The 14159-nt window shown below is 55.3% G+C and carries 15 protein-coding genes; 8 read left to right on the top strand and 7 right to left on the bottom strand.

What is annotated here, in order from left to right:
• Positions 1-5: 5 nt before the first annotated feature.
• Positions 6-728, bottom strand: a complete 723-nt coding sequence (locus tag GWQ31_RS18120) for a response regulator (RefSeq protein WP_005316557.1) — start codon at positions 726-728, stop codon at positions 6-8.
• Positions 729-921: 193 nt separating this feature from the next.
• On the opposite strand from GWQ31_RS18120, the gene GWQ31_RS18115 reads away from it, so the two are divergent.
• From GWQ31_RS18115 to GWQ31_RS18100, 4 genes are all read left to right on the top strand, one after another.
• Entirely contained in the window at positions 922-1107 is a 186-nt protein-coding gene (locus GWQ31_RS18115) for a hypothetical protein (protein ID WP_275909962.1), read from the top strand.
• A gap of 83 nt (positions 1108-1190) precedes the next feature.
• The gene (locus GWQ31_RS18110) at positions 1191-1520 is read left to right on the top strand and encodes a hypothetical protein (protein ID WP_275909961.1); all 330 of its coding nucleotides are present in this window, start codon (positions 1191-1193) and stop codon (positions 1518-1520) included.
• A gap of 375 nt (positions 1521-1895) precedes the next feature.
• Positions 1896-2246, top strand: coding sequence for a hypothetical protein (locus GWQ31_RS18105; protein WP_005316566.1), 351 nt, complete (start codon positions 1896-1898; stop codon positions 2244-2246).
• A gap of 226 nt (positions 2247-2472) precedes the next feature.
• A complete protein-coding gene (locus GWQ31_RS18100; RefSeq protein ID WP_275909960.1) occupies positions 2473-4467 on the top strand; it encodes a methyl-accepting chemotaxis protein in 1995 nt (664 codons plus the stop codon).
• 62 nt (positions 4468-4529) lie between these two features.
• On the opposite strand, the gene GWQ31_RS18095 is transcribed toward GWQ31_RS18100, so the two are convergent.
• Both GWQ31_RS18095 and GWQ31_RS18090 read right to left on the bottom strand, forming a co-directional pair.
• Positions 4530-4949, bottom strand: a complete 420-nt coding sequence (locus GWQ31_RS18095; protein WP_169046939.1) for a hypothetical protein — start codon at positions 4947-4949, stop codon at positions 4530-4532.
• A 158-nt stretch (positions 4950-5107) separates the two neighbouring features.
• A complete protein-coding gene (locus tag GWQ31_RS18090; RefSeq protein WP_219598208.1) occupies positions 5108-6109 on the bottom strand; it encodes a sensor domain-containing diguanylate cyclase in 1002 nt (333 codons plus the stop codon).
• Positions 6110-6604: 495 nt separating this feature from the next.
• On the opposite strand from GWQ31_RS18090, the gene glnK reads away from it, so the two are divergent.
• The 3 genes from glnK (at position 6605) to GWQ31_RS18075 (ending at position 9445) form a co-directional block, all read left to right on the top strand.
• Complete coding sequence (gene glnK, locus GWQ31_RS18085) at positions 6605-6943, top strand: P-II family nitrogen regulator (protein ID WP_021141050.1); 339 nt, start codon at positions 6605-6607, stop codon at positions 6941-6943.
• A 25-nt stretch (positions 6944-6968) separates the two neighbouring features.
• Positions 6969-8210 (top strand): ammonium transporter, encoded by a 1242-nt coding sequence (locus GWQ31_RS18080; protein WP_169046941.1) that lies wholly within the window; start codon positions 6969-6971, stop codon positions 8208-8210.
• A gap of 602 nt (positions 8211-8812) precedes the next feature.
• Positions 8813-9445, top strand: coding sequence for a porin family protein (locus GWQ31_RS18075; protein WP_275909959.1), 633 nt, complete (start codon positions 8813-8815; stop codon positions 9443-9445).
• Between the two features lie 301 nt (positions 9446-9746).
• On the opposite strand, the gene GWQ31_RS18070 is transcribed toward GWQ31_RS18075, so the two are convergent.
• Positions 9747-10724: an AraC family transcriptional regulator gene (locus GWQ31_RS18070; RefSeq protein WP_257982326.1), complete on the bottom strand. Its 978-nt coding sequence runs from the start codon at positions 10722-10724 to the stop codon at positions 9747-9749.
• 57 nt (positions 10725-10781) lie between these two features.
• Here GWQ31_RS18070 and GWQ31_RS18065 point away from each other — a divergent pair, with 57 nt between their 5' ends.
• Positions 10782-11180, top strand: coding sequence for a VOC family protein (locus tag GWQ31_RS18065; protein WP_275909958.1), 399 nt, complete (start codon positions 10782-10784; stop codon positions 11178-11180).
• 186 nt (positions 11181-11366) lie between these two features.
• Here GWQ31_RS18065 and GWQ31_RS18060 read toward each other — a convergent pair whose 3' ends face one another.
• From GWQ31_RS18060 to GWQ31_RS18050, 3 genes are all read right to left on the bottom strand, one after another.
• Positions 11367-11864 carry a GNAT family N-acetyltransferase gene (locus GWQ31_RS18060; RefSeq protein WP_275909957.1) on the bottom strand — a complete coding sequence of 166 codons (498 nt, stop codon included), beginning with the start codon at positions 11862-11864 and terminating at the stop codon, positions 11367-11369.
• Positions 11865-12446: 582 nt separating this feature from the next.
• A complete protein-coding gene (locus GWQ31_RS18055; RefSeq protein WP_275909956.1) occupies positions 12447-13052 on the bottom strand; it encodes an HNH endonuclease in 606 nt (201 codons plus the stop codon).
• Position 13053: 1 nt separating this feature from the next.
• Positions 13054-14154, bottom strand: a complete 1101-nt coding sequence (locus tag GWQ31_RS18050) for an AAA family ATPase (RefSeq protein WP_275909955.1) — start codon at positions 14152-14154, stop codon at positions 13054-13056.
• Positions 14155-14159 lie beyond the last annotated feature (5 nt).

The following is a 14159-nucleotide window of genomic DNA, read 5'->3' as shown; positions in this document are numbered from 1 at the left end:
CGAGGTCACACCTGGGTCACATCGGCGGCGAACAGGTAACCGCCACCCCAGATGGTCTTGATAAGTTCGGGGTTCTTGGGATCCCGCTCCAGCTTGCGGCGCAGCCGGCTCACCAGGGTATCGATGGCCCGGTCGAAGGCGACAGCCTCCCGGCCACGGGCCAGATCCAGCAGTTGATCCCGACTCAGCACCCGCTGGGGACGTTCCAGAAACACCCGTAACAGGTCGAATTCGGCGGTAGAGAGGCTTAGCCCCACGCCCTCTTCATCCACCAGCTCCCGCCGGTTGATGTCGAGCAGCCAGCGATCGAAGCGCAGATCCCGGGTCAGGGTCTCGGGGGCGGGCTGCGGCTCGACGTTGGTGCGGCGCATCACCGCCTTGATGCGAGCCAGCAACTCTCGCGGGTTGAACGGTTTGGCGAGATAGTCATCGGCTCCCATCTCCAGCCCTATGATGCGGTCCGTCTCCTCCCCCATGGCGGTGAGCATTATGATGGGCATGCAGGATTTCGCCCTCAGCTCCCGGCACAGGGTCAGGCCATCCTCCCCCGGCATCATCAGGTCCAGCACCAGCAGATCGAACTCCCGCTCTTCCAGCAACCGCTTCATCTCCTTGCCATCCCGGGCACAGCTGACCCGCAGGCCATGCTGCTCCAGGAAGCGTTTCAGCAGATCGCGGATCTCGCTGTGATCGTCGACGACCAGAATGTGGGTGCTGCTTTGGTTCATGAGAGCCTCTCCTGTTAGAGCTGGCACGAGTATACGAAAATCTGTCGGGCGGTTTGTGTCAAAGTGTGCCAGATCAGCAAGATGCCACACTCTGCTACAAAAAAGCGGTCACTCGGCAAAGTTGAGACACAAGGCGAAGGTTTACTGGGGGCACACCAACTCGTCCATATTCGCTCATTGCAGGAGACAGGCCATGCTCGCCCTCACCACGCCCTTCATGCTGGCTTATGCCGCCAGTGAGGCCCTTGCCAGAGCGGCGGCCAAATCGCACCAAGCTGCAAAGACAGACCGCCTGACCCGGGATCCCCCTTCGGATGGCGATGGCATCACGGCGGCCAGCCTCCCTGCGCCCGACGAGACACACTTCCCTTCCCCATGATGCAGACTGCGCCCGGTTCGGGCGGCGCCTGACACCATGACACACAACGCCGGCATCCTTCGGCGAGCCACACCAAGGAGACAATGATGATTAAAAAGACCCTGACCCTGTTTGCACTGGCCGGACTGGCCCACATCGGCATGGCACAAGCGGCCATTCCGGCCGACGTCAGCGCAGCCCCCGGCCTGCTGTTCGTCAACTGGCACGATAACGCCAGCAGCAGCAGCGCCAACCCGACCCTGATGATCCGCAACGCCTCGGGTGATCTGCTCAAGCAGGTGCCCGCCGAGCTGAAAGGGATGCAGCAGGTCCGTCTGCCGATGAGAGACCAGGGCAATCTCACCCTTAGCCTGGACGGTGAGAGCGACAGCTATCGCATGCCTTACAGCGTTGGCAGCGGCCGCCAGCGCTGAACCAACCTATTCACCCTGTGGTTTTCTCACGATAATGATGTTGCCTGACTGGTGACATAGAAATACCCCGCCAGAGACTGCATCCGGTGGGGTATTTTTATTGGTTCATACCGGCACTGAATATATTTCGGCCCGCCACTATCACTTATTCCCTTGATCCGATGAGCAGACAAATTTAACCGGGAGGCAGCCACTCTTCTATGGATGGCCCCCTGTTTTCGCTACCGTCTTCAGCAAGGCTGAAATACAAGATCCCGATGTCACACTCTGCTACAAAATACGCTTCAACTGGCAAAGTTCAGACACCGGTCTGGTGTTTACTTGAGGTCAAGGCGAGCAAGCCGAATCCGAACTCAATCCGCAAGGAGATATACCATGAAGACTCTGACCAAAACTCTGCTGACCGCCACCCTGATCCTTGGCCTGCCGCTCGGCGCCTATGCCGCCAGCGAAGCCGTTGCCACTACCCAGGCCGGCGCCATGACCAATTGCCCCATGGATGGCAGCGGCATGAAAGGTGGCAAGCACCACGGTGGCCGCCACGACAAGATGGCCCGCATGCAGAACATGACCCCGGAGCAGATCCAGGCCAACCTGCAACAGCGTTATGACAGGATCGAAGACCCGGCCAAGAAAGCCGAATTCGTGAAGAACCTGAACCTGCGCGCCGACGGCATGACCAAGCACGCCGACGCGATGAAACAGTTTGCCGAAGCACACCAGTAAGCGCATCGCAATCAGCACAAGGGTGGCCTCGGCCACCCTTTCTTTTTTCCACTTTCCCGCGCACTGGCTCATGGCAGGGGGATCACCCCGTCGAGCCGTCATTTCCCTTATCTTCTGCTCCGGGTTCTGTGAGCGATAACAAACGTTTTATGTTCGAAATGGCTAATAATGGCGACTCAAACAACAAGGTCACGCAAGACAGTGCCAACAACAGACAGGAGTCGTTATGGGGTGGAGTCTGGGAACAATCAAGGGACGATATACAGCCGTCTTCGTGGGATTCATGGTGCTGGTGTGCGCCCTGACGGTCATCGGCATCCAGATCTGGATCAAGCCGGCGCTGCAGAAGGCCGGTGAACAGAATGTGACGCTGCTGGTCAGCGAGATCGCCACCGACATCCTCGATGAGCTCAACGGCGTACAGAGCCAGTCCCGCAGCATCACCCAGCTGGTCGCCCAGCTGCCAAGCGAGCAAATTGATGCCCTGCTGCCTGCGCTGATCGATCAATATGGCAATGCCATGGTGTTTGGCGGCGGTATCTGGCCGCTGCCGGATCAACGGGAAGCGGGCCGCGCCAAGTTCAGCACCTTCTTTCACAGGGATGCGGCCAACAAGCTGATCCCCAACACCTACTGGAACTCGGCCGAGGCCCCCAACTACTTCGAACAGCCCTGGCACAAGGCGGGGCAACAGGCTCCCCAGGGCATGTGCGTCTGGGCGGCGGCCTACAAGGACGGTGCCAGCCAGCAGCCGAGAACCAACTGCGCCATGGGGATCTATCGCAACGGCACCCTGTTCGGGGTATCGACCATAGATGTGACCCTGGGTTTCTTCAACGATCTGGTGGCCAGGAAAGAGCAGGAGATCGGGGGCCAGGTGATGATCATCGAGGCTGACGGCAAGATCCTGAGCAAGAATGCCCGTCTGAACGGGGATGTTGTGCTGGGCAACCTCTCGGCTCACGCCGATTACCCCTTCGCTGGTGCCATCGCCAGCCTGCTCGGCCAGAGCCGTGGTACAGGGCTGTTGCGCACCACTTTCCAGGATCAGGGGCAGGAACAGACATTGCTGCTGCAGGCCATAGAGGGGACCCCCTGGTTGCTGGCCACCGCCCTGCCAACCAGCACCCTGACCCAGGACAGCCAGGACGTGCTCACCACGCTGGCCGCCATCCAGCTGCCCCTGGTCGGACTGCTGTTCGTGCTGATGCTGCTGGCCATCACTCAGCTCGGTAGCCGCTTGCAGACCCTCAAACAGAATATCGACGCCCTCTCTGCCGGCGATGCCGACCTGACCGCCCGCATCCAGGTGAAGGGGAATGACGAGTTGGATCACATCGCCCTGTCGGTGAACCGCTTCATCGCCTATTTGCAGCAGATGATGGTGCAGGTGACTGACGCCACCGACCTCATCACCCGCGAACTGGCACAGCTCGATCAGCAGACGGGTCAGGCAAGACGGATCCTGGGTGAACATGCCGCCGAGACGGATCAGGTGGTCACCGCTCTCACCGAGCTCAGCTCCACCGCCGACAGCGTGGCACAACACGCCAGCGACTCGGCCAGCTTCACCGAAGCCGCCAACGGCCAGGCCGCCAATTCACGCAAGGTAGTGGGATCGGCTTCCGCCAGCGTAGTGGCCCTGATCGACGAAGTGGATCTCGCCGCCGCCAAGGTGCTGGAGATGCAGGAAGATGCCAAGCAGATTGGCAGCGTACTCGGAGTGATAGGTGGCATCGCCGCCCAGACCAACCTGCTGGCGCTCAATGCCGCCATCGAAGCGGCCCGGGCCGGTGAACAGGGCCGCGGTTTCGCTGTGGTGGCTGACGAAGTGCGTGCCCTGGCGGCCCGTACCCAGAACAGCACCGCCGAGGTGGGCAGCATGCTGTCGCGCCTCACTCAGGGGGTGGCCGACGCCGTCGTCGCCATGGAGCAGACCAAACGCAGCTGTCAGGCCGCGGCAGATACCACTGGGCAGGTGACTGGGGGGCTCGACAGCATGGCCGACTCAGTGGTGCAGATCCACGATCTCAGCAGCCAGATCGCCACCGCTGCCGAGGAGCAGAGCCGGGTGACAGAGGAGATCAACCGCAACATGGTCAGCATCCGCGACATGCTCAACCTGCTGGTAGAAAATGGCCGCAACACTGAGCAGAGCGCCGAGTCGCTGCTCAGCTCCAACCGCCAGTTGCTGGCCCTGGTGCGTCGCTTCAAGGTGTGATCATGAACGTCAGCCAGCAAAAAGGGGCCATCAGGCCCCTTTTTCATGCACGTCACTCAGACTCAAGCCTTGGCTTTGTCGGCCAGGTTCAGGGTCTTGACGGTTTCGCCTTCGAACTTGATGACCACGTTCTTCTGGGCCACTTCGGACTCTTTCAGCAGAGTCTTGGTGGTTTCAGCCAGCAGCGGGGAGGCCTTGTTCAGGGCGCTCAGGTCATAAGTCCACACTTCCAGACCGGCTTCGGTCTTGGTGGTGATGGGCGCGCCCAGCTTGTCCTTGATGGCTTGCTTGTTGGAGCCGCCTTCCTTGATGTCCAGCGCTCTCTTGATCGCTTCGTTGGAAGCGCTGTCCATGGCGGTACCAGCCATCTCTTTGGCACTGCTGGTGACACTGCTGGTCACTGTATCGGTCAGGGAGTCCATCAGACCGGCGTGGGCAAACAGGGGCAGTGCAGTCAGGGCAACCAGGATGCTCTTTTTCATCGATTCATGTCTCATGGGGGATTAAAGAGCGCGCATCAAACCAGCGCCCTCAACAGGAGTCAAGGCAATCGCGCGGTCAATACGCATTCGGGGGGTAAATGAGAGAAATCCGACAACCGGTCGCGACCGGGCAACCGGTGAAAACAGGCCCTTGTCATCTATTCACCGATCTGGTTCTTGCCCGCCAGCTTGGCCTGATAAAGCGCCCGATCCACCCGTACCATCAGCTGGCTCAGGGGCTCATTCAGCCGGTATTCCGCCAGCCCGAAACTCAGGGTGATATCGCGCTGCTCGCAGACCCGTGACTGGGCGATCAGCGCCCTCAGCTTGTCGGCCACCCGCCTGGCATCAGCAAGAGCGGTATTGGGCAGCACCACCATGAACTCGTCCCCACCCCAGCGGGCCAGCAGGTCAATCTCGCGAATATGGCTTTGCACCCGCGCCACTACGTTGATCAGGGTTTGATCCCCGGCGGCGTGGCCATGGCTGTCATTGATCTGCTTGAAGTCATCCACGTCAATGGCGATCACCGAGAACGGCTGATGAAAGCGCTTGGCCCGTTCGCACTCCATCTGGATATCCCGCTCGAGCCGATAACGGCTGGCGGCGCCGGTCAGGGCATCGGTTTCTGCCAGCTGGCGGTTCTCTTCCGCTTTTTGCTGCAAGATCCCATTGAGCTGAACCAGCTCGGCCGTACGTTTGGCGATCAGCTGCTCCAGTGAATGGTTGCGTGACTCAAGCTGTTCATAGAGCAGCTTGCGCGCATGAATATTGCGGTGGGCACCTATCATACGCGCCACTGAACCATCCGGATTGCGCGCTATGATATGGCCGCAATCCTCGATCCAGATGTAGCTGCCATCCTGACAGCGGCAGCGGTACTCGACCCGATAGTCGGGTGCAGAACCCGTCAGATAGGCATCGAAGCAGGCCATCACCCGCGCAATGTCGTCGGGGTGGATCACCCCCTCCCAGGTGAAGACGTTGTTGCCCAGCGAATGGGGCTCATAGCCCAGCATCTGATACCAGCCCGGGTTGCGATAGACAAAACCGGTATTGACGTTCCAGTCCCAGATCCCGTCACTGACCACCTCCAGAATGCCGTGCACTACGGCCTCACTAAGGTCCGAGATCCTGATCGTGTCACTCTCTTGCAGCATAAAGACCATCCTTGTTCTTCTGCCCCGCACAGTGGCGGGGATGCTCAAGCCCGATTGTTGAATAAACAGCGGGGGGACTATCACCCGGCAGCTTGCCCGCCGCTCTTTGCCCGCCCAGACCTGCCCTGCTATTGGCCATATTATCGGCAGAAATCAGGTTCGTATGAACAACGGCTGCAACCAGTGTGGTTCAGGTTATTGCGTCTGTCCGGTTATAAATCCTGAATGACGCAGGCAAACCCATGAGCCGGGCACGCCCAGTCGACAAGGGATTCATCCAGCCGAGCCAGGGACGCCCCCCTGCGGCTGCGTGTCAGTAGATGGCGATAATTGCACCAATGAGGGGCACCGCTTTGGCGCGGCCCTGTCCAGATTGGGTAAACATCACACTACATAGGCCAGAGATAAACTTAACGCATTGAAAATAAACACTAATACTTTTGGCCCACTAATTGCTTTGATCAGGGTCAACCACCAAAGGATTGGGGAAGCTGCATGAAACTGATCACCGCCATTATCAAGCCATTCAAACTGGATGACGTTCGCGAAGCCATCGCCAGTCTCGGCGTCGAGGGGCTGACCGTCTCCGAGGTCAAGGGCTTCGGTCGCCAGAAGGGGCACACCGAACTCTATCGCGGAGCCGAATACCAGGTCGATTTCCTGCCCAAGGTAAAGCTGGAGATCGCCACCCTGGCCGACAACGTCGAGCACATTGTCGAAGCCATCTGCAAGGCCGCCTACACCGGCAAGATCGGTGACGGCAAAATTTTCGTCTATGACCTGCAGGCTGCCGTGCGGATCCGCACCGGCGAGACTGACGCAGAAGCCCTTTGATACAACAGGAACCGAGGAACACAACATGGAAGAGTTGATCAAGTCCGTTTCAGAGCTGCGCTATGCGCTCGATACCTTCTATCTGCTGATATCCGGCGTGCTGGTCATGTGGATGGCCGCCGGCTTCTCCATGCTCGAAGCCGGGCTGGTACGCGCCAAGAACACCACTGAGATCCTGACCAAGAATATCCTGCTCTACTCCATTGCCTGCATCATGTTTCTGCTGGTTGGCTACAACATCATGTACGTGGACAATGCCGCCGGTGGCTGGTTGCCCAGCTTCGGCAGCCTGATCGGCACCCAGGCTGACGATGCCGGTCACTCACTGCACTCCGACTTCTTCTTCCAGGTGGTGTTCGTGGCGACCGCTACCTCCATCGTATCGGGGGCCGTGGCCGAGCGGATGAAGCTCTGGTCCTTCCTGCTGTTCTGCGTGGTGATGACGGGCGTCATCTACCCGATGGAAGGGTACTGGACCTGGGGCGGCGGCTTCCTCAAAGAGGCCGGTTTCTCCGACTTCGCAGGCTCCGGCATAGTGCATATGGCCGGTGCCGCCGCCGCCCTCGCCGCCGTGCTGCTGCTCGGCGCCCGCCGCGGTAAATATGGCAAGCAGGGTGAGATCTACCCCATTCCGGGTTCCAACCTGCCGCTGGCAACCCTGGGTACCCTGATCCTCTGGATGGGCTGGTTCGGCTTCAACGGTGGCTCGCAACTGGTGCTCTCCACCGCTGCCGACGCCACCGCCATCGGTACTGTGTTCGTCAACACCAATGCCGCAGCGGCAGCCGGTGTGGTCGGCGCCCTGCTGGTCAGCAAGCTCACCTGGGGCAAGGCGGATCTCACCATGATCCTCAACGGCGCGCTCGGCGGCCTAGTTGCCATCACGGCCGATCCCGCCTCCCCCAGCCCGCTGTTCGCCAGCCTGATCGGTGCCCTGGCCGGCGCCCTGGTGGTCTACGCCATCGTCGCCTTCGATCGCCTGAAGATTGATGATCCGGTCGGCGCCATCTCGGTACACGGTGTCTGCGGTCTGTTCGGCCTGATGGTAGTGCCCCTCTCCAACGAGAGCGCCACCTTCTCGGCCCAGCTGCTGGGTGCGGCCGTCATCTTCGGCTGGGTGTTTGGTGCCTCCCTCATCGTCTGGGGCCTGCTCAAAGCCACCATGGGGCTGCGAGTCAGCGAAGAGGAAGAGATGATGGGAGTCGACGTGCACGAATGCGGCATCGATGCCTACCCCGAGTTCGTCACCGTCAAATCCAGCATCTGACCGACTGAACAAGCACAATGCAACAGGGCCGGAGGCAAAGCTCCAGCCCTGTTTTTTATCGCCAAAAACGGGTGCTGTGTGAATATCCTGGGTGCGCAGTGCCATGCACCCTCGTCATGCCCCAGTGAGGCCAATGGCAAAAATGTGTTCAACACAGGGCAACGGTGCGCTGTTTATCGGGCCTGATGCACTCTGTGGGATTGAACGAATAACCGCCATCATGCCCATGATGACCTCTGTTTACATTCGCACAATAAACAAACCAACGATCAAAGTGTCATTACCGACAGATGAAGAAAATATTCAATAAAATCAGATTTGTGCCATTCAAATTCGCCACTGCCATTATATTTTGCCAGCCCGCCTTGTTTTTATTTATATAAATAAAGCTAAAACTCTAAACGAGTCATTTATTGAGCATGATGCCCAGCCATTATTTTCCATAATATAAAAACCCATGACGACAATGGGTTGTTATTGCTGAATGCACTGACTATAATCCGCGGCCCTCCAGCAATGGCGGACAAAAGGAATATAAATAAACTTCATGGATAGAGGTATTTCAACCACGCAGAGTTCACGCATACAGGAATAATTTATCCATGAATACCTTCAATAAAGCGCTCGTTTTCTCCCTGCTCGGTCTGGGTATCAGCACTGCCGCCTGTGCAGAAGGCTGGTATGCAGGGCTGGATCTGATCACCTCCAAGGCAGATCTGGATGGCATGGCGCAGCAAGCGTATGACGCCAAATTGATGGACGATCGTCTCGATGGCGGTAGCCTGATCGTGGGTTACAGCTTCAACCCCTGGCTGGCCATCGAAGGCGGTCTGCATGCCCAGCAGATGAGCCAGCTGATGTGGATCACCAGTTCAGTGGCCACCGGCTTTGTTGACACCACCATAGACACCCGCAGCATCAGCCTGGCCGCCAAGTTCAGTCAGCCGCTGGCATATGGCTTCTCTGCCTACGCCAAACCCGGCCTCGCCTATACCCGCACCGAAGTCGAAGTGATTGGCAACGGCAGCATACCTGCGCTGGGAGTGAACGAGCAGGGTCGCATCGACGAAGCGAAAGGCCGGGTTCATCCCAACCTGGAAGTCGGTTTTGACTATGCCTTCAACAGCAGCATCTCTGCCGGTATCGGTTATGAGCGTCAATTCAGCGCCCTGACACTGGGTGACGACCACCACTCAATGGATACGTTCAAGCTGGGTCTTCGTTACCACTTCTAAGTTATCTTGTTCCTCAGGGGGAGATCTCCCCCTGCTTTTCCCGCCAATGGATCTTCTCTCCCTGTTTCCATCCGCCAGAATATAAGTTAAATCCGCCATTCAGGTTATTTGACGATCTATATCCCGAATCCGGCAATGGCTTTGTTACCTGATCCGAACAGATATTCGCCCTGCTTATTCCCCCCATGCTTCACCCATGTTTTGGCATCCCATTGGGGCGGGGCAATATAGCTCAGTTGCTGCGCCAAATGGTGCCAGGCAACGCCTGTTTCGCTATTTTTCGATCAGGTCTGTGCACCGCTTATTCTATCGACTCAGTGTCACCTCTCCGTGCAGATCCAGCTTTAAATGCGGGATGGTGCAGATTTCGATAATGGCTGGGGGCCAGACCTTGCTGGCGCTTGAAGGCGGTGGAAAAGTGATACTCGTTCTTGAAGCCGCACAACTGGGCCACCTGTTTCACCGAGTCGCCGCCGCTGGCCAGCAAGAGAGCGGCTCGTTGCAAGCGCAGCCGTTGCAGCCAGGCCATGGGGGCCAATGCAAAGTGCTGCTGACAGAGACGATAGAGCTGGCGCTCGGAGAGGTGCAGGGCGTCGGCCATCCGCCCTATGTCCCAGCACTCGGTCAGGGATTCTTTGAGCATCAACTCGAGACGCAGGGCCTGCCGCTCGCCGCGGCTCTGCCCCTCTCCCTTTTGCAGCAGGCGGCGCAGATAAAAACCGAGCTGTTCTACCAGCAGCGCGCTGAGCAACGGGTCCTGATGGCGCTCCTGCTCCGCATAGAGGTTCTCTATGGTGCGAAGCAGGGTCCCCTGCTGGGAGGTACACCCCAGCCTGGAGTGGCTGGCGAAGGCATCCCAGGGGGAATCCTTGTGCAGCAGCAGCCACACCAGATCCCAGTCGCCACTCGCCGCCGGTTGTGGCTCCGGCGCTGGCGACTCTGGCAACTGTCTTTCCGGTAATAGCTTCTCTGGTAGCTGATAGCAGAGCGGTTGGCCCGCCGGGATCAGGGCCCACTCCCCGACTTGCAGCCGCTCAAGACGATCGCCAATCAACACCTCCCCCTCTCCCCCCAGAGTGAGCAGAAAACAGTGCACATCCTCAAAGCAACGCTCGATCCTGTAGTGGGTGCGCAGGCGAGAATAGCCCGCCAGCCACACCTGCTCTTGTGCAAGGGCGGGCAACAGACTGTCACAGCAGATCTGCTCGCGGCAGTCGGGGGAGACGTCAATGACTTCAGGATTGGCAGTTTCAGACATCATCAGGACGGGCTCAGCCATGTCGAACATTCAAGGCCCAGCATAGCATGGAGGGCATTAACTCAAAGGAGACAGGCCATGTACATACATCACGTCGCCATCTGGGCACAGGATCTGGAAGCGCTCAAGGCATTCTACTGCACCCTGTTTGGCGGTCAGGCCAATGAGCGATACCACAATCCGGTCAAACAGTTTTCGTCCTACTTCGTGCGCTTCGAGGGGGGCGCCAGTCTGGAGCTGATGCACAGCCCCATCCTCTTTCCGGCAGATCTCAGCCTGCCGCACCCGCTGCAGGGGCTGGCCCATATCGCCTTCTCCCTCGGCAGTGTGGAGGAGGTGGACAAGATGACAGCCCGCCTCAAGCTGCTCAAGGGCGCCGAGGTCAAACACCTGGACGGCCCCCGCTGGACCGGTGACGGCTATTACGAAAGCACCTTCCTCGATCCCGAAGGAAACCGGCTGGAGCTGACTGTTTAGCCCCTTGATTGGCTCCTCACCCAGATCCTCTCCCTAGGTTCGATTAGCAAAGCGTAATCGGACGGCGGTAACGACATTGCTCCCTTCTCCCGCTTGTATCAAAAGGAGGAGAAGGGCTGGGGATGAAGGGCCGCGATATCATTGCCGTAATGGGCGGGCATCAAATCGCTGTGCAATACGCTTCGCTTATTGCCCACCACCACAGGGTGTACCCAATTCAAGTCGATAAAAATCCGTCTCTTGATGTTTTGGATTGTGGCGAATGAACTGCCAGCCAAAGCGCCGGTAATGGTTCAAGGCCCGCACATTGGTGCGGCTCACGGAGAGGATCGCCCATTTACAACCAGCCCCCAGCAACTGCTGGCGAATATAGGCCTGCAACTGCGCGGCCAGACCGCGGCCACGATAGTCGGGGAACAGATAAATCAGCTGCACATAGCCGGTCTCGGGTTCATCGGAAAAGCTGCGAAATTCCAGCTGGCCCACCAGTTGTTCACCTACCCAGACATGGAGGTAATGCCATTGCGCTTGCCCCAGCCTTTCGCGGATCCGCTCCCGATAACCACCGATAAAGTCGGCAAAACCGTCATGGGTATGAAAGCTGCAAAAATAGGCATCCCTGCGCGCCTGCACACAGAGCTCGTAATCGCGCTCCAGATCGATGGTGTTAAATTCAAGTCTCAAGCAATGACATCCTGTCGTGCGTGGGTTGGATGTAGGGTGTAATAAGCGCAGCGCATTACACCTTGTGGCAGATAAATAGCAGCGGTGCAATTCACTTCGTTCATTGCACCCTACCCGATTTTACCAAGTGGGCGAAGTGGACATTGTGCCAACTCGCTCCCCTCACCCTAGCCCTCTCCCAAAGGGAGAGGGGATAAAGCAGCATCGGGGATATGGCGTTGGCAATCGGGGGAACTTCGGGAGTAGCGGATTTAACGATATTTCTATGATGCGATATTGGATTGTCTGATTTTCGATTACCCGATTGACCAATTACGCGATCGTCCGATTACGCTTCGCTAATCGAACCTACAAATGCCGGATAATCCCGTGGTGCGAACCAGACCAAAGGGAGCTCAATCTCCCTTCTCCCGTTTATTAAAAAAGGAGGAGAAGGGCTGGGAATGAGGGGAAGGAAAAAGAGAGCACACGGTAAACGTTGGGCTTCGCTGCGCTCAGCCACAACCTATACAATCGGTAGGTTGGTGCTGAGCCTGCGAAGCCCAACATACGAGATAAAAATATGGAAAAGACTAATCATATTCATTGAGATATTTTATTAAACAGTTCCATTAGATTTTGGTTTTCAATATTTTTTACCGTTCCACCTTGAGCCTTGTTAAATGATGCCCTTTCTAATTCAGACAATTTGAAATACTCCCTAGTAAAAAAGCCTTTCTCGCTATTATTATTAACGAGATACTTCACAATTATATTGCGACCGCTTTGTCTCGCTTCTCTAACTAGATGACTAGTATAATTATCAAGATTTGGATGAATGATTTTATAGTACTTAGATCTAAATATCCTTTTAGGCAGAGATTCCAATGGGGAGGTGAGAAAACTCACGTCATCCTTTTTAATTTTCATATTACATCGCTTACACGCGACACTGAGATTTTTAGTTGTAAATAAATGCTTTTTTAATTTTGACTTAGGGATGATATGTTCAATATCCAAAGATAAATTGTACTCATTGTATATATTTTCTTGGCAATAACAACAAAAGTAGCCCTGCCTCCTTGCTTTCTCTGATTTTATTTTCCACTTTATTGTGGCGACTCTAATATTTGACCATTCTGCATGACCATGATTATAAACCCTAATCATTTCACTGATCTCATCTGCAGTAAAGTTTATTTTTGCCATTTTATATTCCTGCTGCGACAGCTAATATCTCAGAAACTTTTTCCAAGAAACTCTTTTGCTTGCTATCATAAGCGCCTAATTTATATTCCCGCAATATACTTACTGCTGCAGTATAACTGACACTCCCACGCTCAACATCATTAATGAGATCTATACATGTTTGAGAGAGCGCATTATTTTCTGGTGTTACAATGCCGAATTGTTCCATATATGCCTTTTCAACATTATTTATCTCTGCCTCCACAGGAATAAAGCCTTGACCATTGGACCTAAGAACCGTTACACCGACCTCACCAATCGAACCAGATATAATAAGAGGGGAATGAGTAGCAATAAACAAATCTATGTTAGAGTGTGGAAATATATTCAATAAATTTTTAATGTGCTGTTGTTGCCAGGTCGGGTGCAAACTGTTTTCAGGCTCATCGATAAATATAGTGGTCCCAGATTTTTTAATATTAGCTGCAATAAATAACGTTGTCGCAATGAGAGATAGCTCTCCCGTACTAGCATTTTGCAGTTTAAAGCTGCTATCTTTCTTGGATAGAAGAATCTCTAATTTAGTGATGAAACCAAAACTTCTTAACTTCTTCTCATTCAGTAGAATTTTAGAAATGATTTCTCCTGACAGGCCCTCACCATATCTAGTATTAGCATTAGCCCATAACATGTGACCTTGATCTTGTAGATGATGTCTTATCAAATACAACAGCGACATGAACTCTTCATCATAATAGTTGTCTTTTTCGTCAGCGTAATAATATTTATAGTCTTCAACATTCATGTTGAATGAAGACATATCAAATCCTATGAAAGGATCAAAACCTGCATACTCCAATATATTGGACAAAGTATAAGAAAAGAGATCAGCTTCTTTGGCTGCCGAGATAAAAGCCTGTTTAACCGCCTTTACATAAATATTCCCATTTAACTTTCGCCCCATATAACAATAGCTCCCTTGAGAATACCTACTTGGAAATCTATCAGTCAGTGACGTGGAAATTGCAATCACATGTTGTCTATTTTTTACCGCCCCTCTTGCCAACACTGATAGCTCTCTACTTTTTCCTGAACCATTATTTCCTGTATATATAGTAATCATGAAAT

The sequence above is a fragment of the Aeromonas sp. 2MA4 genome (genome assembly GCF_029237305.1).
GTDB lineage: Bacteria > Pseudomonadota > Gammaproteobacteria > Enterobacterales > Aeromonadaceae > Aeromonas > Aeromonas salmonicida.
The sequence above is the reverse complement of the archived record's forward strand: the minus strand, read 5'-3'. Positions and strand labels throughout refer to the sequence as shown.

What these genes read in the sequence shown, in the direction of transcription:
- GWQ31_RS18120 (WP_005316557.1), bottom strand. Translation starts at nt 728, where the DNA reads ATGAACCAAAGCAGCACCCACATTCTGGTCGTCGACGATCACAGCGAG.
- GWQ31_RS18115 (WP_275909962.1), top strand. Translation starts at nt 922, where the DNA reads ATGCTCGCCCTCACCACGCCCTTCATGCTGGCTTATGCCGCCAGTGAG.
- GWQ31_RS18110 (WP_275909961.1), top strand. Translation starts at nt 1,191, where the DNA reads ATGATGATTAAAAAGACCCTGACCCTGTTTGCACTGGCCGGACTGGCC.
- GWQ31_RS18105 (WP_005316566.1), top strand. Translation starts at nt 1,896, where the DNA reads ATGAAGACTCTGACCAAAACTCTGCTGACCGCCACCCTGATCCTTGGC.
- GWQ31_RS18100 (WP_275909960.1), top strand. Translation starts at nt 2,473, where the DNA reads ATGGGGTGGAGTCTGGGAACAATCAAGGGACGATATACAGCCGTCTTC.
- GWQ31_RS18095 (WP_169046939.1), bottom strand. Translation starts at nt 4,949, where the DNA reads ATGAAAAAGAGCATCCTGGTTGCCCTGACTGCACTGCCCCTGTTTGCC.
- GWQ31_RS18090 (WP_219598208.1), bottom strand. Translation starts at nt 6,109, where the DNA reads ATGCTGCAAGAGAGTGACACGATCAGGATCTCGGACCTTAGTGAGGCC.
- glnK (WP_021141050.1), top strand. Translation starts at nt 6,605, where the DNA reads ATGAAACTGATCACCGCCATTATCAAGCCATTCAAACTGGATGACGTT.
- GWQ31_RS18080 (WP_169046941.1), top strand. Translation starts at nt 6,969, where the DNA reads ATGGAAGAGTTGATCAAGTCCGTTTCAGAGCTGCGCTATGCGCTCGAT.
- GWQ31_RS18075 (WP_275909959.1), top strand. Translation starts at nt 8,813, where the DNA reads ATGAATACCTTCAATAAAGCGCTCGTTTTCTCCCTGCTCGGTCTGGGT.
- GWQ31_RS18070 (WP_257982326.1), bottom strand. Translation starts at nt 10,724, where the DNA reads ATGGCTGAGCCCGTCCTGATGATGTCTGAAACTGCCAATCCTGAAGTC.
- GWQ31_RS18065 (WP_275909958.1), top strand. Translation starts at nt 10,782, where the DNA reads ATGTACATACATCACGTCGCCATCTGGGCACAGGATCTGGAAGCGCTC.
- GWQ31_RS18055 (WP_275909956.1), bottom strand. Translation starts at nt 13,052, where the DNA reads ATGGCAAAAATAAACTTTACTGCAGATGAGATCAGTGAAATGATTAGG.
- GWQ31_RS18050 (WP_275909955.1), bottom strand. Translation starts at nt 14,154, where the DNA reads ATGATTACTATATATACAGGAAATAATGGTTCAGGAAAAAGTAGAGAG.